Below are 24814 nucleotides of genomic sequence, written 5' to 3'. Positions count from 1 at the left end.
CTCCGGTGTGCCGGAGCCTTGAGTTTACGCGCCGCCCGGGAAGCGGAACGGAACCTTCACGGTACCGGTCTTGGCACCCATCGGCAGCTTTTCAGCGATGCACATGGCGGCCTTGTCGAAACCCTTGCCGGCCGCGCTGTTGTCAACGACCTTGCATTCAGAGAGTTTGCCGGCATCGGCAGTGCATTCAAGCATCACCTGCGCGGCGTCGCGCGTATTGGCGTACTGCTGCAGGCAACGGCTCATCTGGTCTTCAAAACCGCCGGCCGCCGAGGCGGCTTGAGCGATAAAAAAGCTGCCAGCGATTCCTGCGGCAAAAGCGATCGGATATTTCATCCCGCTGCTCCTAGTAATGAATTCTCGTCCTGTGGACGACGCGCCAACCGGACGCATGACCTTTCTCTCAGGTGCGAGTTAAAATATTCTGAGTCAGGAAAGAATATTCAAAATTTACTATACGGTAACCTTACTTCGATCTTGACGCTTCAGGAGGGTCACTCGGACCCCTCTCTATAGATTCAAGGGGTGAAAAAGCCCCCGAGCCTGCGACCAATTGTCCCTCAGGGAGGGGCTCTGGTGCCTGTTCTCCAGTTTCTCTTAACCAAGGTCAGAGTCTGTTAGGAATCTATCGTGATGATCACCTGGCTTGTTGGCGATCCGTGGGCACGGACCGCTGCCTGAAGGGGACCTTGAGATGAAGCGCTTTCGGCTTGTCGACCTACCGATGATCATCAAGATTGGCGTGGCGCCGGTCTTTGCGTTGGTGATGCTCGCAGTTTTGGCTGCGGGCGCAGTGGTCGTCCAAAAAAGTCAGTCCGCCGCCCTGCAACAGGTTGTGACGACCGACCTGGGTAACAATCTGGCTATCGCCGGGGTTTCGCGTGAGATCGAAGCCATTCATGGCGATCTGTATCTGGCCATGACCCACCAGGCCGCCTCGATCGAAACCGACAAGGTCGCCGGGCGGATGTCGGATATCCTTGCGCGCTTCGACAGCGTCAAAAAGGATCTTGAGGCGATCAAGAAAAACTCCCCGGCCAGCGATCAGGCGGATTTCGCAAAGCTGATCAAGCAAGTCGACGATTGCCGGAGCGCCGTCGATGTGGTCAGCGGCATGATTGGCGTCGATTTCAATATGGCCGCCAGCTTCGTTGCCCCGTTTGAAGACCAGTATGTTCTGATGAGCGAGGACCTGGACGGGCTCCTGGCCAAGATCAATTTGCGGACCAAGAATCAGGCTGCCGCCAAGCAGAAAGAGTCGGCCACGGCGATGAGCCTGACGATTCTGATCTCAGCGCTGACCTTGGCGTCGGTTGCAGCCATGGCGATCCTGATGGTCACTAATGTCCGCAAGTCGATCGCCGACATAGCCGGTGCCACCGAGCGCCTGTCCAAGGGTGACAACGGCATCGATCTGGAGAAGATGACCCGCCTCGACGAGCTGGGTGCCATTGTCCGCTCGCTGAAGGTGTTCCGCGACAACCAGCTGCATCTGGAACAGATGCGCGCCGACCAGGAAAGATCCGCCGCCCTGACCGCCGACGAGCGTCGGGCCAAGGAAGAGGCCGCCGCCGCGGCTGCCCGCGACAGCGCCCTGGTGGTGACCAACCTGGCCGAGGGCCTGGAGAAACTGGCCTCGGGCGATCTGACCTTCCGCGTCAACGCCCAGTTCCCCGGCGAGTACAACAAGCTGAAAGACGACTTCAACGGTGCCATGGCATCGCTGCAGGAGACGATGAAGGTCATCGCCGCCTCGACCGACGGCCTGCGGACCGGTGCCGACGAGATCGCCCATGCTTCGGACGACCTCTCGCGCCGCACCGAACAGCAGGCGGCCTCGCTGGAAGAAACCGCAGCGGCGCTCGACGAGCTGACCGCGACCGTCCGTCGTACCGCCAGTGGCGCGCGCCAGGCCTCCGACGTTGTCTCGACCACCCGTGGCGAAGCGACGCATTCCGGTCAGGTCGTCCATCAAGCAGTCTCGGCCATGGGCGAGATTGAGAACTCGTCCAAGCAGATCAGCCAGATCATCGGCGTGATCGACGAAATTGCGTTCCAGACCAATCTTCTGGCCCTGAATGCCGGGGTCGAGGCCGCCCGCGCTGGCGAAGCGGGTCGCGGCTTCGCCGTCGTCGCCCAGGAAGTTCGCGCCCTGGCCCAGCGGTCCGCCGAAGCGGCCAAGGAGATCAAGACCCTGATTTCGTCCTCGACCCAGCAGGTCAGCCAGGGCGTGAACCTGGTCGGACAGACCGGCGAGGCCCTGCAGCGCATCGTCGTGAAGGTTGGCGAGATCGACGCCCTGGTGACCGAGATCGCGGCGTCCGCAGCCGAACAGGCCACCGGTCTGAACGAAGTGAACACGGCCGTGAACCAGATGGATCAGGTCACCCAGCAGAACGCCGCCATGGTCGAGCAGTCGACCGCAGCGACGCACTCCCTGAAGGGTGAAACCAACGAGCTGGCTCGCCTGATGGGCCGGTTCCGGGTGGGCGCAGGCCAGGGCGTTCAATCGCGCCCGATGGCCGCTGATCCGGTTCAACACGCACCGGCCCGCAACCCGGTCGCCGAGCAAAGGGCCCGTCTGGGCGCCTTCACCCGGCCCGCACGTGGCGGTGCAGCTACCGCGGCCGCTCCGGCGTCCGATGGATGGGAGGAATTCTGATGGCCGCTCTCGCGCTGCCTGAAACGCTTGATCTGAAGGCCGCCGGTCCGTTGAAGTCGGCGTTCATGGCGCATCGGGGCGAAGCCCTCGAGGTCCACGCCGACCAGGTTCGCCGCCTCGGCGGTCTCTGTCTCCAGATTCTGCTCGCGGCCCGCAAGGCCTGGGCTGAGGACGGCAAACCCTTCTCGATTACGGGGCCTTCGGAGGCCTTTGTAGAAACCACCCGTCTCTTCGGCGCCGATGGGGCGCTCCTTTCGGCGGAAATCCATGGAGTCCAATCGTGACGCGCACGATTCTCACGGTCGACGATTCTCGCACGATGAGGGACATGCTGCGCATGGCCCTGGTCGGCGCGGGCTTTAATGTTGTCGAGGCCGTCGATGGCGAGCATGGGCTGGAGGTACTTTCCGCCCACCGCCCCGACGTCATCATCACCGACATCAACATGCCCAAGCTGGACGGCTTTGGTTTCATCGAGGCGGTTCGCGTCGATGACGACTATCGCGGCATCCCGATCCTGGTGCTGACCACGGAAAGCGATCCGACCAAGAAGCAGCGGGCTCGTGAAGCCGGCGCGACGGGCTGGATCGTCAAGCCGTTCAATCCTGAGAAGCTGGTCGAGGCCATCCGCCGCGTCGCGGCCTGATCTCCAAGGCTATTCGACGTCTGGAACTCTCTAAGGAACTGCCGGAATGGACGAGCTAGAGGCCATCAAGGTCACCTTCTTTCAGGAATGCGAGGAACTGCTCGCCGACCTCGAAGGCGGGCTCCTGGCCATGCAGGAGGGCGTTGGCGACATTGAGACCGTCAATGCCGTCTTCCGGGCCGTGCATTCGATCAAGGGCGGCGCCGGCGCCTTCGGCCTCGAGCCGCTGGTTCGGTTCGCGCACGTCTTCGAGACCCTTCTGGACGCCGTTCGATCCAATGAAGTCCCCAATACCGTGGAGCTGGCTGCGGTCATGCTTCGCGCCTCCGACGTGCTGGCTGACCATGTCAGCGCCGCGCGCGGCCTTGGGGATGTCGACATGGCAGCCTCTGCCGCCATGGCCGCTGAGCTGAAGACCTGGACCGATCCCTCCGCCGCACCCGCGCCCGCCGCGCCGGTGGCAGAGGTGGTCGAATCCGCCCCTGAGACCGTTGTTGCTGTGGCACCGACCCCGGCTCCTGCTGCTGCGTCCGATGACCTGGACGACGACCTGGGCTTCGACTTCCAGCCGATGACCATTACGGTCGACGAGCAGGCGGCCGATGCCGAACTGATCCCGTCCCATATCTGGACGGTGTCGATCCGGCCCAAGTCTGACCTCTATCGCAAGGCCAATGAAACCGCGCTGCTCCTGCGCGAGCTGAGCCGCCTGGGTCCCATCGTGGCGACCATGGACCAGAGCGCTCTGCCGCCGCTCGAGTTCCTCGATGTCGAAGCCGCCTATGTGACCTGGAGCGTCCGCGTCGAGACCGACCATGGCGAGGAGGCGATCCGCGAAGTCTTCGAATTCGTGGATGGTGACTGCGATCTTGAAATCGTTCGCGGTGAGGCGCCGGTTGAGGCTGCTCTTGCGAACCTTCTGAACGCCATTGATTCATCGGCCGCTGCACCCGCGCCACCGCCGGTCGAAATGCCCCCGGTGGCTGAAGTCGCGCCGGCACCGGTCGAGGAGCCGTCCGAACCCCCTCCGCCTGTTCAGGCCGCGCCCGTCGCGGCTGCCGTGGCCGCGACACCTGCCGCCGCACCGGTCAAGGCCACCCAGGTCGACGTCCCCGGTCCTGGCCAGTCGGTCATTCGTGTCGACCCCGAGCGTATCGACCGCCTGATCGACCTGGTCGGCGAACTGGTCATCAACCAGGCCATGCTGGCGCAACGCGTCGGCGAGTACGGCATCGCCCCGTCTTCCAATCTGGCCATGGGTCTGGATGAGCTGGAACAGCTCACGCGAGAGATCCAGGACAGCGTGATGGCCATCCGCGCCCAGCCGGTGAAATCGGTGTTCCAGCGCATGCCGCGTCTGGTGCGTGAAGTCGCCAACATGACGGGCAAGCAGGCCCGTCTGGTCATGGACGGTGAAAACACCGAGGTCGACAAGACGGTCATCGAGCGTCTGTCCGACCCGATCACCCACATGCTGCGCAACGCCATCGACCACGGGCTGGAAAGCCCGGAGGAACGCAAGGCGGCCGGCAAGAATCCAGAAGGCGTTGTGCGCCTCGCCGCCCTGCATCGCAGCGGCCGGATCGTCATCGAGGTCCAGGACGACGGCAAGGGCATCAACCGCGAACGCGTACTGTCGATCGCCGTCAAGAAGGGCCTGATTTCGCCCGACCTTCAGTTGACGGACGAGGAGATCGACAACCTGATCTTCCTGCCGGGCTTCTCGACGGCCGACAAGATCTCCGACGTGTCCGGCCGCGGCGTCGGCATGGACGTGGTCAAGCGCTCGGTCCAGGCGCTGGGCGGCCGCATCTCGATTGCCTCGCGACCCGGTCTGGGCTCGACCTTCACCCTCAGCCTGCCTCTCACGCTCGCCGTGCTCGACGGCATGGTGGTCGATGTGGCGGGAGAAACCCTGGTCGTTCCGCTCGCCGCGATCGTCGAGAGCCTGCGTCCGAAGCCGGAAGAGGTACGCCCTCTGGGCCCTGTCGGCTCTGTGCTTGCCGTTCGCGACAGCTTCGTGCCGCTGATCGATGTCGGCCTGACCCTGGGCTATCGCACCACCTCGCCGTCGCCGACCGAAGGCGTGGTGCTGCTGGTCGAGGGCGAGGACGGCTCGCGCGCCGCCCTGGTCGCCGATGCCATCCATGGCCAGCGTCAGGTCGTGATCAAGTCCCTGGAGCAGAACTACCAGCAGGTCGAAGGTGTCGCTGCCGCGACGATCCTGGGCGATGGCCGCGTGGCCCTCATCCTCGACGTCGATGCCGTGATCAATCTTCGCCGCCGTGAATCGCCCCGTCCCGTCGAACCCACACTCATAGCCGCGGAGTAAGTCATGTTCGACCCAACTACCGTCGCGAGTACGGAACGCCGGGAACTGATCTCCTTCCGGGTCGGCGACCAGGAATACTGCGTCAACATCATGGCTGTGCGCGAGATCCGTGGCTGGAGCCCAGCGACGGCGCTGCCCCAGACCCCCGGCTATATGCGGGGCGTGATCAATCTGCGCGGGGCTGTCCTGCCGATCATGGACCTGGCCGCCCGGCTGGGCATGCCCATGGTCGAGCCGACTGTCCGCAGCGTGTTCATTGTCGTTCAGGCGGGTGATCGAACCGTCGGCCTGCTGGTCGATGCGGTGTCGGACATCCTCTCGATCAATGACGACATGGTTCAGCCCACCCCGGACGTGGCTTGCGACACTGTTCGCAGCTTCGTTCGTGGCATCATTTCGATCGAAGATCGCATGATCAGCGAAATTTCCCTCGACCGTATCCTCCCCGAACGCGAGGCCCTGGCCGCCTGATGACCCCAGCCTCAACAGCAGAACGTCGCGAGGCCATCGTCGATGGCGAGTTCGCGTTCACCAATCAGGATTTCAAGAAGATCGCCGCCCTGCTCTACGGGCAGGCCGGGATCAGCCTGCCTGAAACCAAGGCGACCCTGGTCTATTCGCGCCTGGCCAAGCGGCTCCGCGCCCTGGGGATGAAGACCTTCACGGAATACTGCAACTTCGTGGCGCTCGAGAGCAGCATCGACGAGCAGCAGGAAATGCTGCGGGCCCTGACCACCAATGTCACCCGCTTCTTCCGCGAGCCGCACCATTTTGATGACCTGCGCGCCAATATCCTGGAGCCGATGGTCGACAAGGTCCGCTCCGGCGGACGCCTGCGCCTGTGGTCAGCCGCCAGCTCGTCCGGCCAGGAGCCCTATTCGATGGCCTTTACGGTCCTGTCGGTGTGGCCCAATGCCGCCGACCTGGACATCCGCATCCTGGGAACGGACATCGATACCAACGTCCTGGCGACCGGCCGCGCCGCCGTCTATGACGAGAGCCTGCTGGAAGGCATTCCGGCCAATGCCCGCAACCAGTATTTCGAGCGGGACGCGAGTGATCGACGGGCCTGGCGCGTGTGCGAAGCTGCGCGCAGCCTGGTGGCCTTCCGCGAGCTGAACCTCAATGGCCCCAGCTGGCCGATGAAGGGACCGTTCGACGCGATCTTCTGCCGCAATGTCGTGATCTATTTCGACGAGCCGACCCAGGAGCGTGTGTGGAACCGCTTCGCGCCGCTTCTGGTGCCGGGTGGCAAGCTCTATGTCGGACACTCAGAACGGGTAGGGTCCTCGATCACCGCCTTTGAAAGCGCTGGGCTCACGGCCTATCGCAAGGTGGGAGGTCGCTGATGGCCAAGATTCGCGTTCTCGTCGTTGACGACTCCGCCACCATGCGGAGCCTGATCACAGCAGCCCTCAACCGGGATCCGGACATCGAGGTCTGCGGCGCCGCCGGCGATCCCTTCGAGGCCCGGGGCATGATCAAGGCCCTCAATCCCGATGTCGTCACGCTCGATATCGAGATGCCGAACATGAACGGCATCGAGTTCCTCGAGAAGATCATGCGCCTCCGGCCCATGCCGGTGGTGATGGTCTCGACCCTGACCCAGGCCGGGGCGGAGATGACCCTCCGAGCTCTGGAATTGGGTGCCATCGATTGCGTCGCCAAGCCGGCCGACGCCCTGGGTACCCAGGATGCGCTGAACGAGATCGTCGTGAAGGTGAAGACCGCGGCCCGCGCTTCAGTGCGGACCAAGGCCGATGCCGCACCGGCGGCGGTGCGGACCAAGAGCTACATGCCGTCGGGCGACATCGTGGCCATCGGCTCCTCCACCGGTGGTGTCGAGGCGCTCCTGGCGATCCTGACGATGTTCCCGGACACCTGTCCTCCGACGGTCATCACCCAGCACATGCCGGCGACCTTTACGGCCAGCTTCGCGGCGCGTCTGGACCGCGCCAGCGGCGCCCGGGTCCAGGAGGCCTCCGAAGGCGCCCTGCTCGAGCCGGGCAAGGTCTATGTCGCTCCCGGCGGTGCCGCGCACCTGGAAGTGGTGCGTTCGGGTGGACTGCGCTGCCGTCTGGTTCCAGCGGATCCGGTCAGCGGGCACCGTCCATCGGTGGACGTCCTTTTCAACTCGGTGGCCAAGGCCGTCGGCGACAAGGCGGTGGGCGCGATCCTGACCGGCATGGGCCGCGACGGTGCCCAGGGGCTACTGGCCCTGCGCAAGGCCGGTGCCAAGACCCTCGGACAGGACGAGCAGAGCTGTGTCGTTTACGGCATGCCCCGCGCGGCCTTTGAAATCGGTGCCGTGGAGAAGCAGGTTTCCCTGTCCTCCATGGGCCAATCTATCCTCGATCTGGCCTCCGCGAGGCGATGAACCCATGCCCCAAGCAAGCTCCATTTCCGTTCTCGTCGTCGATGACCAGCTGACCATGCGGGCCCTGATCCGCAATGCGCTTCAGCAAATCGGGTTCAAGGACATCCGTGAGGCACCCGATGGTGAGGAGGCTCTGAAGAACCTCCTGGCCAAGCCGGCAAACCTGGTCATTTCAGATTTCAACATGCCCAAGATGGACGGGTTGGCATTGCTCCGCGCCGTTCGCTCGCACCCTCCCATTCGGCAGACAGCCTTTGTCATGCTGACGGGCCGGGCCGACCGTGAACTGGTGCAGAGGGCCGTGCAGTTCGGCGTCAACAACTACTGCGTGAAGCCGTTCACCGTTCAGGGCCTCAAGGAGAAGATCGAACAGGTCTTCGGGCAGCTCACATGACGTTTGCACCATCTGATGATCTGGAACGGGCCATCAAGGTCCACGTGACGCAAGGCGAAAGCCACGTGTCATCAGACCCCAATGTGGTGATGACCACGGTGCTCGGATCCTGCATCGCCGCCTGTATCCGCGATCCGCAGGCCGGCATTGGCGGCATGAACCACTTCCTGCTGCCTGACGCTGGCGACGGTCGCAAGGATGGCGACGCCGTGCGCTATGGTGCCTATGCCATGGAGCTGTTGATCAATGGTCTCCTGAAGCGCGGTGCCCGGCGCGAGCGGATGGAAGCCAAGATCTTCGGTGGCGGAAAGCTGTTTGACGGCCTTTCGGACGTCGGGGCCAGCAATGCCGCCTTCGCCGAACGCTTCCTGCGCGACGAAGGCATACCGATCGTGTCTTCGAGCACGGGGGGTGTCTCGGCCCGTCGCGTGGAGTTCTGGCCGGCCTCGGGCCGTGTTCGGCAGCGTCTGGTGGCGGTCGACAACGCGCCGCAGGACGTCCGGCGTCCCGCTCCGGCACCCATGCCGGCCTCGTCTGGCGGCGATCTGGAGCTGTTCTGACCCGTATGACCCCAAAGCCGCATCTGACATCCATGATCGACCCATCGGAGTCTCTGACACCGGTGGGCGAGCTCTCGCGCCGCCTTGCGGCCGAGCTGATGTCGGCGGCGGCGGTCTGTCGCGACTGCGAGCACATCGCCGGCGACCTGGCCAAGGGCGGCGCAGCCCTGGAAAGCATCTCCAGGCTTCAGGCCCTGGACGAGCTGACCCAGCGACTACATGGCCTTTCGGATGTGCTGCAGCGTATTGGCCAGCATGCCTCCGGCGAATGGAGCATATCGATCGAACCCCTTCTCGAAGGTCTGGGCCTGGCGGATCTGGTGGTGCGTCTTCGCGCTGTCGACGAGCCGGCGGCCCAGGGCGTCGAGGCGGGCGAGCTCGACTTCTTCTAGGAGCCGTCCATGGACGTTCTCCAGCCTTCGACCCGGATCAATCTGGAGCGCGCCACGGTTCTCGTGCTCGATGACAACGGGCCGTCGCTCGATATTCTTTCCCAGGTGGTGTCCGGGTTCGGCGTCAAGCAGCTGTTTCGGGCGGAGTCGGTCAAGGAAGCCCAGACGCTTGTCGGCACCAAGACCTTTGATCTGATCATCAGCGACGTTCAGATGCCCGAGGTTGACGGGATTGAGTTCATCAACTGGCTTCGTCGAGAGGCCCAGGAAACCAATCGCTATGTGCCGGTCATCCTGGTGACGGGCCATACCCGGACCACGGATATCCTCCGCACCCGCGACGCCGGCGCAAACTTCACGGTGGCCAAGCCGATCACGCCGAAGGTCCTGCTGGAGCGGATCTTCTGGGTGGCAAGGGAAGAGCGGGCCTTTATCGAGTGCGAGACCTTCGTCGGGCCCGACCGACGGTTCAAGTATGAGGGGCCGCCTATCGGGATGGATGGCCGGCGACGCGACGACCTGCCTGCCGAGGTCGGTGACGCTCAGGAAGCCAACATGTCCCAGGACGAAATCAACAGTCTGATGAAGGTCGCGAAGGTGCAGATATGACCGTCGCTCGCAAGTTCCACCCCCCCAACCGTCTCGCCAAGCTGATCAAGACCAAGGGCGGGATCCTGGCCAGGGACGCGATCATCGCCGCCGAGGCGGGGGTCGAAGGGCTGCGTGAGGCCTCGCTCATTGTCCTGGACGAAACCCTGGCGGAAATCGAACTCCGTTTCGGCGCGTCGGCCAGCAATCGCCAGGCCGAACGCTTCGAGGACCTCTACAGGCTGACCATGCGCCTGATTGACGTCAGCACCTTTGTGTCCGACGCCGGCGTGGATCAGGCTGCGGTGTCGCTCGCCGGTGTTGCTGACAATTGCGCCGAAGTCGGTGCCTGGCGCTGGAACGCCATCGACGTGCATCTGGACGCCCTGCGGCTGCTGCGTTCGGTCGGTGCCGAACTGCCGGCCGCCGACCGTCAGGCCATGATCGACGGTCTCTATAGGGTCAGCCACCGCTAGGGTCCTGACCGTCCCGATCGCGGCTGCCTAGCGATTAGAAACGACGCGAGCGGGACGATCCTTCAGCCTCCTGTACCTCGCCGCGCGCAGCAGGCTGGGCTGCGGGTTATGCAACGATGTGTCGCAAAAGCCACGCAAACGACATCTCCAGCCCGTCGCGACAATCTCGTCTTGTCGCCAGAACAACGGTTTGTTACCCCTTTGCCACCGGTGTCAGTCCCGGGGACATTTGTGCGTCCGCATCTGACACCGGTGTCAAAAACACAGACGGCCAAGAACGGACCGCGCGGGAAGGAAGCGCGATCCAATTCGAAGCCGGGCGGCGTTCAGCGCCGTTTCCGTCGAACGGGAGGAGGATACATGTCTAAGAATTCTGCGGGGCGCCTCGACGTCCTGAAGCTTGGCGTCTCGATGGGTGCCCTGGCCATGGCCATGACCCTGGCCGGCACCGCTACAGCCCAGACGGCACCGGCCCAGGCAGACGATGCCGCGGTTGAGGAGATCGTCGTCACCGGCTTCCGTGCCAGCCTTGCCAATGCGCTCGACACGAAGCGCCGCGAAAACGACATGGTCGACGTCATCAAGGCGACCGATATCGCCGACTTCCCCGACCTGAACCTGGCGGAATCCCTGCAGCGCATCCCCGGTGTCTCGATCGACCGTGACGGCGGCGAAGGCCGCACCATCACGGTGCGGGGTCTGAACGCCGACTTCACCGTCGTGCGCCTCAACGGCCTGGAAGCCCTGGCCACCACGGGCGGCAAGGACGGCTCCGGCGGTGCCAACCGCAGCCGTCAGTTCGACTTCAGCATCTTCGCCTCGGAACTGTTCAACAGCGTCACCGTCCGCAAGTCGACCTCGGCGGCCAATGAAGAAGGCTCGCTGGGCGCGATCATCGATCTGCAAGCGGCCCGTCCGTTCGACTTCAACAAGTTCACGATGAGCGCAGGGGCCAAGTACGGCTGGAACGATCTGTCGCGAAACAGTGACCCGCGCTACACCTTCCTGATCAGCAACACCTGGAACGACGGCAAGTTCGGTGCCCTGCTGTCGGTGGCCTATGCCAAGCGCAGTACGCTTGAAGAAGGCTCCTCGACCGGCCGCTGGGAAAACCCCAGTGTCCGCTTCAATTCCTCGACCGCCTTCCCCTGCACGGGCACGGCCTATAATCCGGTCAGTGGCCCGGCCCTGACCTGCGGCCAGATCGGCACCGTTACGGGCGGTACCAATCCGACCGTGACAGCGGCCACCGGTACCGCCAACAACCTCTGGCACCCGCGGATTCCGCGCTACGGCCGGCTCGAGTACGCTCAAAAGCGTCTGGGCGTGACCGGTTCGCTGCAATGGCGTCCGACCGACAACTCGACCCTGACCCTGGATACCCTGTTCGCGGACTTCACCAACAACCGCGATGAGACCTATCTGGAAATCATCTCGTTCAGCCGCAGTGGCCAGGGCCTGCCCCAAACCGACGTCGTCAACTTCACGGCGGACGCCAAGGGTCACCTGATCAAGGGCACGTTCGATGACGTCGATGCCCGCGTTGAGTATCGCCACGACGACCTGAACACCGAGTTCTTCCAGAACGTACTGACCTACGACACCAAGATCGGTGACAAGGGCAAGCTGGTCGTGACCTATGGTCAGGCCCGTTCGATCCAGAACAACCCGGTCCAGACCACCTTCTCGTTCGAACGCTATAACAGCGACGGCTACAGCTACGACTATTCGAACGACCCGCGTCTGCCGTCGTTCAACTATGGCTTCGATCCGACCAACCCGGCCAACTACCAGTACAGCAACAGCTCGGCTCTCGGTGATCCGTCGCTGCTGCGCATGCGTCCCAGCAAGGCGGTCAACACCTTCAAGACCTTCCGGTTTGACTTCGACTATCAGGTCGCCGACTGGCTCAAGGTTCGTACCGGTGCGACGTTCAAGGAATACGGCTTCAACTCCTGGGAAAAGCGCAACTTCTCGCGCGTGATCCCGGGCGGCACCGGCTTCGTCGCTGAAGCGGCATTCCCGCTGCCGGCCGGCGTTACGGTGGCTGACGTTTCACGCCTGATCACCGGCTTCGGTCGCGGCCTCGACATGCCGGCCGGCACGCCGACGTCCTGGATTGCGCCGGACCTCGACAAGCTGAAGACCGTTCTTGGCTATGACTGCAACTGCATCAACAATAACGGCGACTTCCGCCTCAGCACGCTGAACCAACTGGGCGCGCTGCGGGAAATCGCCGAGAAGGACACGTCCTACTACCTGCAGGGCGACTTCGACCGCGACATCGGCTCTATCCCGGTCCGCGGCAATATCGGCGTGCGCTGGGTCAAGACCGAGCAGAACGCCCTGGGTCACTACAACACCGGCAGCACCACGGTGGCCACCGTGACGCCGGTCGGAACGCTCTCGCAAACGGTTCCGACCGATGCGTTCCAGACCACGTCGCGCAGCTACACCAACACCCTGCCGTCGATGAACCTTTCGGCCCAGCCGATGGAGAACTTCTTCGTGCGCTTCGCGGCCGCCAAGGTCATGACGCGTCCGCAGTTGCAGAACCTGACCCCGGGCTTCACGGCCAACAGCCAGTCGGCCCAGACCCTGACCCGTGGCAACCCGAACCTGAACCCGATGTTGGCCAACAACCTCGACCTCGGCTTCGAGTGGTATCCGGATCGGGAAACCCTGTTCTCGCTGGGCCTGTTCCAGAAGGACATCAAGTCCTTCATCCAGACCACGGCGGTCGCGGTTCCCTATTCGGAAACCGGTCTTCCCAACAATCTGCTGACCAACGGCAATACGCCGGACACCCTGTTCACGGTGACCTCGCAGCAGAATACCAAGGGCGGCAAGCTGAAGGGTTACGAGATCAGCCTGCAGCGTCCGTTCACCTTCCTGCCGGCACCGTTTGACGGCTTTGGCGGCATCGTGAACTACACGCGCGTCAAGAGTGACATCGAGTACGTGATCTCCAACCCGACCTTCGGCGGCACTCCCCGGGTGCAGCTAACCCCGGCGGTGATGGTCACCCAGCCCCTGCTGAACCTGTCGCCGGAAGCCTATAACGGCACGCTCTATTACGAGAAGGCGGGCTTCAAGGCACGCGTCTCGGCTTCCTACCGTGACCCGTACCTGATCCAGGTTGCCCCTTCGGCGACCAACAACAACGACGTTCGGATCAAGCAGAAGACCCTGAACGTCGACACCCAGGTCAGCTACGAGTTCAAGAACTTCACCATCACCCTGGAAGGTATCAACCTGACCGACCAGTTTGACAGCAAGGTGGACGACTCGGTCCGTCAGATCTCGGAAGAGTATGTGCACTTCGGCCGCCAGTACTATCTGGGCGTGAAGTACAAGTTCTAGTCCTCAGCCCAGGCTGGAGACGGGAGGGCGTCGGCGAAAGCCGGCGCCCTTTTCGTTTCGGCGGTCAGGCGACGAGGCCGTCGATCCAGGTGGCCTGGACCTGCAGGGCGTCATCCAGCAGAACGAGGTCGGCGGCCTGGCCGACGGCAATGCGGCCGCGCTGGGCCGACAGGCCCAGGAAGGCTGCCGGAGCGGTCGCGGCCATGGTCACGGCGTCCCCGAGCGACAGGCCGAGCATGGCCATGGCGTTGCGCACCGCGCCGGCCATGTCGAGGTCGGATCCGGCCAGGGTGCCATGCGCATCGACGCAGACGCCGTCGACCACATGGATTTGGCGGCCCTGCAGGTCGAAGCTCTTGTCGATCATGCCCACGGTCGGCATGGCATCCGTGACCAGCATGAAGCGGTCCAGCGGCCGGGTGCGCAGGGCGATGCGCAGCACCGCAGGATCCACGTGGCGACCGTCAACAATCAGGCCGCACCAGGCTGTCTGGCTCTCCAGCGCTGCGCCGACCACGCCAGGTTCCCGACTGGTCAGGGGCGACATGGCATTGAAAAGGTGGGTAAAGCCGGTCAGGCCGGCCGCCAGGGCCCTGCGCATGGTGCCGTAGGCCGCGTTGGTGTGGCCTGCAGCGACGATGACGCCGGCATCTGTCAGCTGACGGATCATGTCCGGCGTCGTGGTTTCCGGTGCCAGGGTCACCAGGGTCTTGCCCGCCTTCAGCGAGCCCAGAAGAGCCAGGGCGGCATCATCGATGACCCGGAACTTGCCGGCATCGTGGATACCCTTGCGCTTGGCGTTGAGGAACGGGCCCTCGATATGGATTCCCAGCACTCCCGGCACGCCGGCCGCGATGGCGGCTTCGGTCGCGCGCATGGCCTGGTCCACGACGGAAAGGTCGTCACTGATCAGGGTGGGCAGGAAACCCGTGGTGCCGAAGGGGCGGTGAGCGGCCCCGATGGCGGCAATGGTCTCCGCCGTCGGGGCGTCATTGAACAGCACACCGCCGCCGCCATTCACCTGGGTGTCGATGAAGCCGGGGACCAGCCATCCACCCCGCAGGTCGTGGACTGACGCATCGGCGGGCAACTCGGCGGCATCGACCAGAGCGGCGATCCTGCCGTTCTCGATCAACAGGCCCTTGCCGTCGACGACGCCGTCGTCCGTCAGGATGCGGCCATTTACCAGGACTGCCAGCATCAGACGGTTTCTGTCACCTTGTTGAGATGGGGCGGGCTGTCGGGGTCATAGCCGCGAGCCACCGATAGAGCATTGGCCATGCGATAGAAGCTCTGGATCATCAAGATCGGTTCGATCACCGGATGAGCGGCGATGGCCGGCAGCAGGCTGCCGCTGTCTCCGGCCCCAACCAGCAGCACATCGGCCTCACGGGCCGCCAGGCTGGCCGCCATGGCGTCGACGCTGCCCCGGCTCTCATCATTCTGGGCGAAGACCAGAACCGGGAAGCCGGACTTCACAAGCGCCATGGGGCCATGCAGCACCTCGGCGGCACTGAAGGCCTCGGCATGCAGCCCGCAGGTCTCCTTGAACTTCAGGGCCGCTTCCTGGGCAATGCCGAAGCCGACCCCGCGGCCCAGCACATAGAGATTACGCGCCGGCGTCAGGCGCTCGACGGCGGCGGACCAGTCCAGTGCCCAGGCCCCGGCGAGGCCGGCGGGCAGGGCGGCGAGCCCTTCGGCGAGATCGGTGTCGCCGGTCCAGGCCGCCACCAGCTGGGTGATGGCCGACAGGGCGGCGATGTAGGACTTGGTGGCCGCCACGCTCAGCTCGGGCCCGGCATGCAGGGGCAGGACCGCATCGACGATCTCGGCCAGGGGTGAGGCAGTGTCATTGACCAGGGCGATCGTGAAAGCACCGGCAGCCTTGGCCGCCCGGACCGAAGCCAGAAGGTCGGGACTCTTTCCCGATTGTGAGATGGCCAGATAGAGCACCCCGTCCATGTTCTGGGCGGCCGCATAGACCGAGCTGACCGAAAGGCCTGCCGACGAGGTCAGGACGCCGGTCCGGGTCTCGATCAGATATTTGGCGAAGGTGGCGGCGTGGTCCGAGCTGCCCCGGGCACAGGTCACCACGGCGCGGGGCGGATTGGCGCGCAGACGTTCTGCGATCGCCGCGACCCTGGAGGCATTGGCGGCCAGTTGGGCGGTGACGACCTGCGAAGCCTGGCCAGCCTCCTGGAACATGCGGGTCGACTCTGGCGTCAGTTGCGCCGGGGTCACGGGGGCCTGCGGTCGGGTCAAGGTCGTGGCCTCCAAGATGGGTCTTCCTTCAGGACAGGGCGTTCAGTTCAGCGACGAAGTCATAGGCGTCGCCGCGATAGTAGGATTGGGTGACTTCCACCGCCCGGCCGTCCTTCAGGAAACCCCGCCGTTCGATCAGCAGGCCGGCGTCCTTGACGGGCACGCCCAGCAGGTCGGCATGTTCTGCGTTGAACAGCACGGCGCGCAGGCGCTGCAGGGCGCGAACGGGGCGGTGGCCGGTGTTCTCGAGGGCCTCATAGAGCGAGGTCCCGACCGTTTCGGTGGAGGGCAGGGCGAAGGCGGCGACCGTCGTGTATTCCACCGCCATCGGCGCGCCATCGGCGTAGCGAATGCGGTTGAAGCGGTAGACCGGCGTGCCAGGCGACAGGCCCAGGGTCAGGGATTCCTCGGGCGTGACCGACCCTTCGCTCTTGCTGATCCATTCGCTGCGCGGCACGCGGCCGCGCGAAATCATGTCCTCGGTGAAGGACGACAGCTTGGAGAAGCTCTTTTCCACCCGGGCGGCGACAAAGGTGCCGGCCCCCTGGCGGCGGGTCAGAAGGCCCTCGCTGACCAGGCCATCCAGTGCCTTGCGCACTGTGATGCGCGAGATGCTGAACTCCTCGGCCATGTCCCGCTCTGCGGGCAGGGCGTCATCCGGGGCCAGGATCTTTTTGTGAATCGCATCCCGCAGGGCGCGCTGCAGCTGCTTGTAGAGCGGCGCGTGCTCGGCACCACCGGCATCGAGTCGGCCGATCCGTTCCGAAAACATTGTCAAATCAGCCTCCCTGAGCAAATCGCTGCCGTTGCCTGGCGATGTCGATAGCATATGACCATTTTCATACCAATAAGAACGTGGTCTGCAATTGGTTTCTTTTTGGACTTGTCATTCGATAGAAATCCGTCACAGTCTGGCTCCAAGGCCCGAGAAGTACCGCAATCTGCGGATGTCCGCAGATAATTGGTACCAAATTGGGCTTGGAGTTCGGCTCCGGGCCTAGGGCCGGCGAAAAGGGGAGAAGCCGAGTTATGAGAAGCGTTCACAAAATGATCCTGACCGCGTCCGCCAGTGCCCTGGCGGTGATGGTCGCAATGCCTGCCTTCGCGCAGCAAGCCGATACGGTCGACGAAGTTGTCGTCACCGGCATTCGGGCTTCGCTGCAAAAGGCCATCCAGCAGAAGCGTAACTCCGATCTGGTGTCGGAAGTCGTTACCGCCGAGGACATCGGCAAGTTCCCGGACAAGAACGTCGCTGACTCGCTGTCGCGCGTTTCGGGCGTCAATGTCGTCACCGGCTCGGCCGCGGCGGGTGGCTTCGGCGAGAACGAGCGCGTCAGCGTTCGCGGCACCGATCCGAACCTCAACCTGACCCTGCTCAACGGCCACAACATGGCCACCGGCGACTGGTTCGTTCTCGATCAGACCAGCGGCGGCCGCAGCTTCAACTATTCCATGCTGCCTTCGGAAGTCGTTGGCCGCATCGACATCATCAAGAGCTCGGCGGCGAACATCCCTGAGGGTGGCGTCGGTGGCACGGTTGACGTGCACACCCGCATGCCGCTGGACCTGCCCAGCCTGACCGCCAATGCCTCGGTCCAGGGCCTCTATGCGACCCGCGCTGAAAAGTGGACGCCCCAGGTTTCGGGCATGGTCAGCTGGAAGAATGAAGCCGGCACCTTTGGTACCCTGGTCGGTGCCTTCTATCAGGAGCGCGAGTTCCGCCGCGATGGCCAGGAAATCCTCGGCTACACCGAGTATCAGAACTTCGCCGGCACGGGCCAGACCGTCCTGGCCCCGAACCTGATCGGCAACGCCTTCTTCCAGCAGACCCGCAAGCGCAAGGGTGCCAACTTCGTCACCCAGTGGGAGCCGAACGAGAAGCTGGAGCTGTCGGTTTCGGGCCTCTACACCAAGATGGACGCCGACAATACCAACGTGAACCGCATGGCCTGGGTCAGCAATCTGATCTCGGCCAATACGGGTCCGGCTGGTTCGGCCGGCAACGCCCTGACCTCCTACAAGATCAGCAACGGCATCCTGTCGGCAGCGACCTGGGCGGCGACCTCGCCGAACGGGACCAAGAGCCGCGGCATGGTGCAGGATGACATCTTCCGTACCGCCCACTCGACCTCGTGGGACCTGAACCTCGACGGCGTCTATCACGCCAGCGACAATCTGAAGATCAGCGGCAATATCGGCTACACCAAGGGTGAAGGCGCCACGGACGACACCGAGGCGTGGGAAACCTACTGGGAAACCGGCATGAGCTACGAGCTCGGCGCGCCGGTGACCAAGGTCAGCTATCCCGGCCTGCCGGCCGTTGGTTCGGCTGCCTATCTGAACAACTTCTACAGCTGGTCCTGGGGCGGCAAGGTCGAGAGCCCCGACGAGGAGTTCTACGCCAAGGGTGATGTCGAATACACGGTCGACAATGGGGTCCTGAAGACCCTGCTGTTCGGTGGCCGCTACACCGACCACACCCGCGAAGTGAACTACACGGCCTATGCCTGGTCCGGTAACGGCGTCTACAGCGGCACGTCCGGTGTGGATCTGGGTACGGTGGTCGGTGCCTCGACGCCGTCCAACTATGGCGAAGACATCGGTCTCTCGGGTCAGGGCTATGTCCTGGCCGACCGCGGCAAGGTCCTGGCGGCCCTCAAGGGCAATGGCGGGCGTCAGTTCGCCTATTATCCGCCGCTCAGCTTCGCGGTGCAGGAAAAGACCCAGGCCGTCTACGCCATGGCCAAGCTCGGCAGCGATCGCTGGCGCGGTAATGTCGGCGTCCGCGCCGTCCATACCGAACAGGACACCACCCAGTATTCCGGTTCGGTCACGCCCGCGACCATCACCAACGTGTTCGGCTCGTTCGGTGCTCGCAAGGTCAATCGCGACTACTGGGACATCCTGCCCAGCGCGACCCTGGTCGTGAATGCCGATGATGATGTTGTCGTCCGTCTGTCGGCCGCCAAGGTGATGTCGCGTCCGGGCTATGCCCAGCTCGCCGGTGCCTTCAGCCTGAACGACACGGCTGTCACCGGCAGCGCCGGCGGCAACCCGGAGCTGGATCCCTTCCGCGCCTGGCAGTTCAACGCCGCCGCTGAATGGTACTATGCGCCGGAGGCCCTGCTGTCGGTCGGCGTCTTCCTGCTGGACATCGACAGCTACATCACCAGCCGCACCTACAAGGAGTACCACGTCACCCAGCAGACCCAGCAGCGTCTGGGCACCGGCAAGGGTGATACCTTCACCATGACGGGTCCGATCAACGGGGACGGCGGTACCAACCGCGGCTTCGAAGTGACCCTGCAGCAGCCGATCGGCGGCGGCTTCGGCTTCATCGGCAACTACACCTATTCGGACGCCAAGACCGACCTGGGCAAGCCGATCGATGGCAGCTCCAAGCACACCTACAACCTGACGGGCTATTTCGAGAACGACCTGCTCAGCGCGCGGCTGGCCTACAGCTACCGCTCGAAGTTCAAGTCGGGCACCGATCGTGGCACCGACATGTTCCAGGACAACTTTGCGACCCTGGATGGTTCGGTCAGCGTCAACCTGAACAAGACCGTCGCCCTGACGTTCGACGCTCAGAACCTGACCAACGAGAAGCTGAAGTACTTCGTCGGCACGCCAGACGTGCCGCGGGCGATCTATGACAACGGCCGTACCTTCTACGCCGGCGTCCGCTTCAAGTTCTAAGGCCCAAAGGGACTTCCGGATTCCCTCTGGTCCGGAAGTCCCGTTCTTCTACCTCGCAGCGATTGCATCGTCGGCAGCATGGTTCAGGATCTCCTGATGCCCGGCCAGTCTCGCGTCTCTGCTGATTTTATCCTCCTGACCTGCAAGCATGGAGCTTGGGCGGAGCGCGCAGTCGCTCCGCCCGCCTTTTTGCCGCGCCTGTATCCGTGAGAGCCCGCCCATGACCCTCGCTCGATCCGCCGCCGTCGCCCTGGTCTCCGCCATCGCGCTTGTCGCCGCCGTGCCCGCTCTGGCCGGGCCCGTGGCCCTGACGCCCATGCCGGCCAAGCTGGCGAGCGCCGAGGGCAGCTTTGCGCTCACCGCCAAGACCCGGATCTTTGTCGCCAAGGGCGACGTCGAGGCGCGCGGTGTCGCCGTTCAATTGTCCGATCTCCTGGGCCGGGCCCGGGGGCTGACCCCGGCCATCGTCGAGGGGCCTCCGCCCGCCGGTGAAGCCGGCATCGTCCTGGCTCGGGGCGGCCCCGCAGGCGAAGCCTATGCCCTGCAGGCCGGCCCGACCGGGGTGACCATCACCGCCGCCAAGCGCGCGGGCCTGTTCTACGGTGCCATGACCCTCTGGCAGCTGGCCACCCAGGAAGCGGGCCGTGGCCCGGCCGATCTGCCGGGTGTCAGCATCGAGGATGCGCCGCGTTTCGGCTGGCGCGGCCTGATGGTCGACAGCGCCCGCCACTTCCAGTCGATCGAGACCCTGGAGGGCATCATCGACGCCATGGCGGCCCACAAGCTCAATACCTTCCACTGGCATCTGACTGATGATCAGGGCTGGCGCCTGGAGATCAAGAAGTACCCCAAACTGACCGAGGTCGGTGCCTGGCGGACCCCGGCCGGCGCCGCGGGGCGCGATCCCGTCACCGGCAAGGCCATCCGCTATGGCGGCTTCTACACCCAGGACGAGGTGCGGGACCTCGTGGCCTATGCCGCCGCCCGCAACGTGACCATCGTCCCCGAGATCGAGATGCCCGGTCATGCCCTGGCGCCGATCGTCGCCTATCCGAAACTGGGTGTGAATCCCAACCCGCCGGCCATCGATCGCAACAACTGGGGCATCTTTCCCTGGCTCTACAATCTGGATGACGACACCTTCGCCTTCCTGAACGACGTGCTCGACGAGGTCATGGAGCTGTTCCCCAGCGACTATATCCACGTCGGCGGCGACGAGGCCGTGAAGACCCAGTGGAAGGCCAGCCCGAAGATCCAGGCCCAGATGAAGGCCCTGGGTCTGGCCGATGAACATGCCGCCCAGAGCTATTTCATCCAGCGGGTCGGCAAGCACCTCTCGGCGCGCGGCCGTCGCCTGATCGGCTGGGACGAAATCCTCGAAGGCGGCCTGGCTCCCAATGCGACCGTGATGTCCTGGCGCGGCCTGGACGGTGCCATTGCCGCCGCCAAGCAGGGGCACGACACGGTGCTGTCGCCCTGGCCGCTGATGTATCTCGACAACCGCCAGAGCCCGTCGCCGGACGAACCGCCGGGCCGGGGCCGGGTCGTCAGCCTCAAGGATGTCTACGACTTCGATCCGGCTCCCAAGGCCATGACCGAGGACGAGCGCAAGCATGTGATCGGACTGCAGGCCAACGCCTGGACCGAGCACATGCGCACCGACGAGCGGCTTGAGCGCATGATCTTCCCGCGGCTGGTGGCCGTCGCCGAGCGCGGCTGGTCGCCCCAGACCGTCACGGACTGGGCGGATTTCAATCGCCGCATGCCGGCCGAGTTCGCCCGGCTGGACACCCTGGGCGTCGCCTATGACGCCGTGCCGTTCGAGCCCCAGGCGACCGTCTCGCCGGGCGAAGACGGCAAGGTAGAGGTCGCCCTGGCGTCCAGTCTGGCGATCGGCGAGATTCGCTATGCCGTCGGCGGGGCCGAGCCGACGATGGCTTCCAGCCTTTATGACAAGCCCCTGGCCCTCGCGGCTACGGACAAGCTCAGGGCCCGGACCTTCGTTGACGGCCGTCCCTTGGGGCGCATTCGCGACCTGAGCGCCAGCCCGGACACCCTGCTGACCCGCACGGGACACCAGCTGAAGGCCTGCAGCGACAAGCTGACCCTGCTGCTGGAAGACGATGCACCGGTTCAGGGCGACCGGGCCGTCTTCCATATCGACATCATGAACCCCTGCTGGATCTGGGAAGGGGCGGACCTGTCGCGCGGTGCCACCCTGACGGCGCGCATCGGCCAGGTGCCGTTCAACTTCCAGATCGGCGAGGAGAAGAGCAAGATCCCGTTGCGCAAGCCGTCGACGGCCGAGGGTGAACTGGAAGTCCTGCTGGGCTGCGAGGGCGAGCGCATCGCCGCGATCCCGCTCGGCAAGGCCGCCAGGGAACCAGCCCTGTCGACCGTGTCCGGCAAGATTCCGGCCCGACCGGGTCGCCACGACCTTTGCCTGATGTTCACGGCCCGGAGCGTCGATCCGACCTTTGCGATCGATCGGGTCACGCTCAAGCCCAACTAGACTGTCGAGAGAGTACAAGTTTCGTGTCCAACCTCGTTCTCTCAGCGCCGCTTAAGGGCTGGATCGCGCCGCTCGACGAGACGCCCGATGCGGTGTTCGCCGAGCGCATGCTGGGCGACGGCCTGGCGATCGATCCCACCGGTTCGAGCCTGCACGCGCCCTGTGACGGCGTAGTTCTGACCGTGCACCGGGCCCGCCATGCCGTGACCCTGCGCGCCGCCAATGGCGCGGAGATCCTGATGCATCTCGGTCTGGAGACCGTCGCACTGGAGGGGGCGGGATTCGAGGTTCAGGTGCGTGAGGGCCAGAGCGTCAAGGCCGGAGACCCCCTGATCGCCTTCGATCTCGACTTCCTGGCCCAGAACGTCCGTAGTCTGATGACCCCGATCGTTATCACCAATCCTGACGCATTCCAGATCGTTCATCGCGAGCAGGATCACGCCATTGAGATCGGCGACACCCTGATGGAGCTGCGCGCCATTGCCGCTCCCATTGCGGTCGCGAGCACGGCCAACGCCACGATCGAACGCTCGCTGCGGGTGCCCCTGGTCCATGGCATACACGCCCGACCCGCCGCCCGGATTGCCGAGACGGCCCGTCGCTTTGAGGCCGAAACCGCCCTGATCGCCGGCGGTCGGCGCGGCAGCGCCCGCAGCCCGGTCGGCCTGTTGTCGCTGGCCATTCGTCACGGTGATGAGATCTCCGTGGTCGCCAGCGGTGTCGACGCCGAGGCCGCCCTGGCTGCCCTCGCCGACTTGATCGAGAGCGGGATGGGCGAAGGCGGAGCCGTGCCCCTGACGGATGCAACGACCGTGACGGCATCGCCCGCGCCGGTTGCGGCGGTTCAAGCTGAAATCTGGCCGACCGACGGCGTGTTCAAGGGCGTCCTCGCCGCGCCGGGTCTTGCGATCGGCAAGGCCGTGCGCCTGTCTGCCGCCGAGATCAGCGTGCGCGAGGCGGGGGATGGGGTCGCGATCGAACAGACCGCCCTGACCGAGGCCCTCGGCACGGTGCGCAGCCGCCTGGAGACGGCCGCGACCAAGGGCGACAAGGCGCGCAAGGCGATCCTGGTTGCCCATCTGGCTTTCCTCGAGGATCCGGAACTCGCGGCCGGAGCGCGCGGCCTGATCGACCAGGGCAAGAGCGCCGGCTTTGCCTGGCGCAAGGCCGTCGGCGGTTATGTCGAGGCCCTGCGCGGCCTCGGCGATCGCCGGCTGGCCGAACGGGTCGACGACCTCATCGATCTCGAGCGCCAGGTCCTGCGGGCCCTGACCGGGGAAGAAGAAGGCACGGCGAACCTGACCGCCGGCTCGATCCTGCTGGCCGATGAGCTGCTGCCCTCGCAACTGATGGGCGTCGATCCCGACCTGATCGCCGGTTTCTGCACGGCGCGGGGCGGTCCCACCTCGCATGTGGCCATCCTGGCGGCGGCCATGGGCATCCCGGCGCTCGTCGCGGTCGGCGGCGCGGTGATGACGGTGGCCGACGGTACCGCCCTGATCCTGGATGCCGACAGCGGCCAGTTGCGCGTCGCCCCCGATGCTCCGGCGCTCGAGGCGGCCCAGACCCGGCTGGCCCAGCGCCAGGAACGCAAGGCGCGCGCCAAGGCCTCGGCCCACCAGATCTGTGTCACCCGCGACGGTCAGCGCATCGAGGTCTACGGCAATGTCGGCTCCCTGAATGACGCCCTGGCCGCCACGGCCAATGGGGCCGAAGGCAGCGGCCTGTTGCGGACGGAATTCCTGTTCCTGGAGCGCGACACGCCGCCCGACGAGGACGAACAGGCCCGCCAGTACCAGGCCATCGCCTCGGCCCTCGACGGCAAGCCGCTGATTATCCGCACCCTCGATGTCGGCGGCGACAAGGCCGCGCCCTATCTGCCGATCCCGGCCGAGGAAAATCCGGCCCTGGGCCTGCGCGGTGTCCGGGTCAGCCTCTGGCGGCCGCATCTGCTGAAGACCCAGATCCGCGCCATCCTGCGGGTTCGCCCGGCCGGTCAGTGCAAGATCATGGTCCCGATGATCGCCAGCCTGGACGAGCTGCGTGCGGTTCGGGCTGTGCTCGACGAGGCCAAGCGGGAGCTGGGGATCACGGACCGGGTCGAACTGGGCGTGATGATCGAGACACCGGCTGCGGCCGTGACGGCCGATCTGATTGCAGCCGAGGCCGACTTCCTGTCGATCGGCACCAATGATCTGACCCAGTACGTCCTGGCCATGGACCGGGGCAATCCCGAGCTGGCCGCCCGCATCGACGCCCTGCATCCGGCGGTCCTGCGGATGATTGCCCAGACCTGCGCCGGCGCGGCCCGCAATCATCGCTGGGTCGGGGTCTGTGGCGGCGCGGCGTCTGACCTGCCCGCTGTCCCGATCCTGCTGGGTCTTGGCGTTACCGAGCTCTCGGCTACGGCCGCCGCTGTGCCGGAGGTCAAGGCCCTGGTGCGTAGCCTCGACCTTGAGGCCTGCCGCGCCCTGGCCGCCCAGGTGCTTGACCTGACCTCGCCAGAGGCGGTCCGGGACGTCGCCAATCGCTTTCTGGCCGGAGTCTAAGC

The 24814-nt window shown here is 64.9% G+C and carries 20 protein-coding genes; 16 read left to right on the top strand and 4 right to left on the bottom strand.

Translation table 11 applies throughout. The features are described 5' to 3' along the window. Nucleotides 1-24: 24 nt before the first annotated feature. A complete protein-coding gene (locus tag ACW17U_RS14800) occupies nt 25-336 on the bottom strand; it encodes an energy transducer TonB (RefSeq protein WP_062143593.1) in 312 nt (103 codons plus the stop codon). Between the two features lie 310 nt (nt 337-646). On the opposite strand from ACW17U_RS14800, the gene ACW17U_RS14795 reads away from it, so the two are divergent. The 13 genes from ACW17U_RS14795 (at nt 647) to ACW17U_RS14735 (ending at nt 13790) form a co-directional block, all read left to right on the top strand. Then, on the top strand, nt 647-2662 hold the full coding sequence (locus ACW17U_RS14795; RefSeq protein ID WP_492053436.1) for a methyl-accepting chemotaxis protein: 2016 nt from the start codon (nt 647-649) through the stop codon (nt 2660-2662). Further along, nucleotides 2659-2946, top strand: a complete 288-nt coding sequence (locus ACW17U_RS14790) for an STAS domain-containing protein (protein WP_166504310.1) — start codon at nt 2659-2661, stop codon at nt 2944-2946. Before ACW17U_RS14795 ends, ACW17U_RS14790 begins: the two co-directional genes overlap by 4 nt. After that, nucleotides 2943-3308: a response regulator gene (locus tag ACW17U_RS14785; RefSeq protein ID WP_062143607.1), complete on the top strand. Its 366-nt coding sequence runs from the start codon at nt 2943-2945 to the stop codon at nt 3306-3308. The genes ACW17U_RS14790 and ACW17U_RS14785 overlap by 4 nt, the downstream gene beginning before the upstream one ends. 46 nt (nt 3309-3354) lie before the next feature. Next, nucleotides 3355-5640: a chemotaxis protein CheA gene (locus tag ACW17U_RS14780; protein ID WP_492053434.1), complete on the top strand. Its 2286-nt coding sequence runs from the start codon at nt 3355-3357 to the stop codon at nt 5638-5640. 3 nt (nt 5641-5643) lie between these two features. Further along, a complete protein-coding gene (locus ACW17U_RS14775) occupies nt 5644-6111 on the top strand; it encodes a chemotaxis protein CheW (RefSeq protein WP_492053432.1) in 468 nt (155 codons plus the stop codon). Beyond that, nucleotides 6111-6989: a CheR family methyltransferase gene (locus ACW17U_RS14770; protein ID WP_492053430.1), complete on the top strand. Its 879-nt coding sequence runs from the start codon at nt 6111-6113 to the stop codon at nt 6987-6989. The genes ACW17U_RS14775 and ACW17U_RS14770 overlap by 1 nt, the downstream gene beginning before the upstream one ends. Beyond that, complete coding sequence (locus ACW17U_RS14765) at nt 6989-8017, top strand: protein-glutamate methylesterase/protein-glutamine glutaminase (RefSeq protein WP_062143619.1); 1029 nt, start codon at nt 6989-6991, stop codon at nt 8015-8017. The genes ACW17U_RS14770 and ACW17U_RS14765 overlap by 1 nt, the downstream gene beginning before the upstream one ends. A gap of 4 nt (nt 8018-8021) precedes the next feature. After that, nucleotides 8022-8411, top strand: a complete 390-nt coding sequence (locus tag ACW17U_RS14760) for a response regulator (RefSeq protein WP_019847929.1) — start codon at nt 8022-8024, stop codon at nt 8409-8411. Next, complete coding sequence (locus ACW17U_RS14755; protein WP_062143621.1) at nt 8408-8971, top strand: chemotaxis protein CheD; 564 nt, start codon at nt 8408-8410, stop codon at nt 8969-8971. The genes ACW17U_RS14760 and ACW17U_RS14755 overlap by 4 nt, the downstream gene beginning before the upstream one ends. Before the next feature lie 5 nt (nt 8972-8976). Then, on the top strand, nt 8977-9363 hold the full coding sequence (locus ACW17U_RS14750) for a DUF8776 family protein (protein WP_062143624.1): 387 nt from the start codon (nt 8977-8979) through the stop codon (nt 9361-9363). Nucleotides 9364-9372: 9 nt separating this feature from the next. Further along, nucleotides 9373-9972: a response regulator gene (locus ACW17U_RS14745; RefSeq protein ID WP_492053426.1), complete on the top strand. Its 600-nt coding sequence runs from the start codon at nt 9373-9375 to the stop codon at nt 9970-9972. After that, entirely contained in the window at nt 9969-10427 is a 459-nt protein-coding gene (locus ACW17U_RS14740; protein ID WP_492053425.1) for a chemotaxis protein CheE, read from the top strand. Before ACW17U_RS14745 ends, ACW17U_RS14740 begins: the two co-directional genes overlap by 4 nt. Before the next feature lie 360 nt (nt 10428-10787). Next, complete coding sequence (locus ACW17U_RS14735) at nt 10788-13790, top strand: TonB-dependent receptor (RefSeq protein ID WP_492053423.1); 3003 nt, start codon at nt 10788-10790, stop codon at nt 13788-13790. 64 nt (nt 13791-13854) lie between these two features. On the opposite strand, the gene nagA is transcribed toward ACW17U_RS14735, so the two are convergent. The 3 genes from nagA to ACW17U_RS14720 are packed head-to-tail and all read right to left on the bottom strand — an operon-like array spanning nt 13855 to nt 16824. Further along, a complete protein-coding gene (gene nagA, locus ACW17U_RS14730) occupies nt 13855-14991 on the bottom strand; it encodes an N-acetylglucosamine-6-phosphate deacetylase (RefSeq protein WP_492053421.1) in 1137 nt (378 codons plus the stop codon). Further along, nucleotides 14991-16067: an SIS domain-containing protein gene (locus ACW17U_RS14725; protein ID WP_492053419.1), complete on the bottom strand. Its 1077-nt coding sequence runs from the start codon at nt 16065-16067 to the stop codon at nt 14991-14993. Before ACW17U_RS14725 ends, nagA begins: the two co-directional genes overlap by 1 nt. A gap of 13 nt (nt 16068-16080) precedes the next feature. Next, a complete protein-coding gene (locus ACW17U_RS14720; protein ID WP_062143640.1) occupies nt 16081-16824 on the bottom strand; it encodes a GntR family transcriptional regulator in 744 nt (247 codons plus the stop codon). 275 nt (nt 16825-17099) lie between these two features. On the opposite strand from ACW17U_RS14720, the gene ACW17U_RS14715 reads away from it, so the two are divergent. The 3 genes from ACW17U_RS14715 to ptsP all read left to right on the top strand — a co-directional run bounded on the left by ACW17U_RS14715 (nt 17100) and on the right by ptsP (nt 24812). Then, nucleotides 17100-19751 carry a TonB-dependent receptor gene (locus ACW17U_RS14715; protein ID WP_492053417.1) on the top strand — a complete coding sequence of 884 codons (2652 nt, stop codon included), beginning with the start codon at nt 17100-17102 and terminating at the stop codon, nt 19749-19751. Between the two features lie 220 nt (nt 19752-19971). Continuing rightward, nucleotides 19972-22263, top strand: a complete 2292-nt coding sequence (locus ACW17U_RS14710) for a beta-N-acetylhexosaminidase (RefSeq protein ID WP_492053416.1) — start codon at nt 19972-19974, stop codon at nt 22261-22263. 23 nt (nt 22264-22286) lie between these two features. Further along, nucleotides 22287-24812 (top strand): phosphoenolpyruvate--protein phosphotransferase, encoded by a 2526-nt coding sequence (gene ptsP / locus ACW17U_RS14705; RefSeq protein WP_492053414.1) that lies wholly within the window; start codon nt 22287-22289, stop codon nt 24810-24812. Nucleotides 24813-24814 lie beyond the last annotated feature (2 nt).

The organism is Caulobacter sp. AVps16, assembly GCF_058681455.1.
The sequence above is the reverse complement of the archived record's forward strand: the minus strand, read 5'-3'. Positions and strand labels throughout refer to the sequence as shown.

Excerpts from the sequence above, each read along its gene's own strand:
- ACW17U_RS14800 (WP_062143593.1), bottom strand. The coding sequence starts at position 336 with ATGAAATATCCGATCGCTTTTGCCGCAGGAATCGCTGGCAGCTTTTTT.
- ACW17U_RS14780 (WP_492053434.1), top strand. The coding sequence starts at position 3,355 with ATGGACGAGCTAGAGGCCATCAAGGTCACCTTCTTTCAGGAATGCGAG.
- ACW17U_RS14775 (WP_492053432.1), top strand. The coding sequence starts at position 5,644 with ATGTTCGACCCAACTACCGTCGCGAGTACGGAACGCCGGGAACTGATC.
- ACW17U_RS14770 (WP_492053430.1), top strand. The coding sequence starts at position 6,111 with ATGACCCCAGCCTCAACAGCAGAACGTCGCGAGGCCATCGTCGATGGC.
- ACW17U_RS14765 (WP_062143619.1), top strand. The coding sequence starts at position 6,989 with ATGGCCAAGATTCGCGTTCTCGTCGTTGACGACTCCGCCACCATGCGG.
- ACW17U_RS14760 (WP_019847929.1), top strand. The coding sequence starts at position 8,022 with ATGCCCCAAGCAAGCTCCATTTCCGTTCTCGTCGTCGATGACCAGCTG.
- ACW17U_RS14755 (WP_062143621.1), top strand. The coding sequence starts at position 8,408 with ATGACGTTTGCACCATCTGATGATCTGGAACGGGCCATCAAGGTCCAC.
- ACW17U_RS14750 (WP_062143624.1), top strand. The coding sequence starts at position 8,977 with ATGACCCCAAAGCCGCATCTGACATCCATGATCGACCCATCGGAGTCT.
- ACW17U_RS14745 (WP_492053426.1), top strand. The coding sequence starts at position 9,373 with ATGGACGTTCTCCAGCCTTCGACCCGGATCAATCTGGAGCGCGCCACG.
- ACW17U_RS14740 (WP_492053425.1), top strand. The coding sequence starts at position 9,969 with ATGACCGTCGCTCGCAAGTTCCACCCCCCCAACCGTCTCGCCAAGCTG.
- ACW17U_RS14735 (WP_492053423.1), top strand. The coding sequence starts at position 10,788 with ATGTCTAAGAATTCTGCGGGGCGCCTCGACGTCCTGAAGCTTGGCGTC.
- nagA (WP_492053421.1), bottom strand. The coding sequence starts at position 14,991 with ATGCTGGCAGTCCTGGTAAATGGCCGCATCCTGACGGACGACGGCGTC.
- ACW17U_RS14720 (WP_062143640.1), bottom strand. The coding sequence starts at position 16,824 with ATGTTTTCGGAACGGATCGGCCGACTCGATGCCGGTGGTGCCGAGCAC.
- ACW17U_RS14715 (WP_492053417.1), top strand. The coding sequence starts at position 17,100 with ATGATCCTGACCGCGTCCGCCAGTGCCCTGGCGGTGATGGTCGCAATG.
- ACW17U_RS14710 (WP_492053416.1), top strand. The coding sequence starts at position 19,972 with ATGACCCTCGCTCGATCCGCCGCCGTCGCCCTGGTCTCCGCCATCGCG.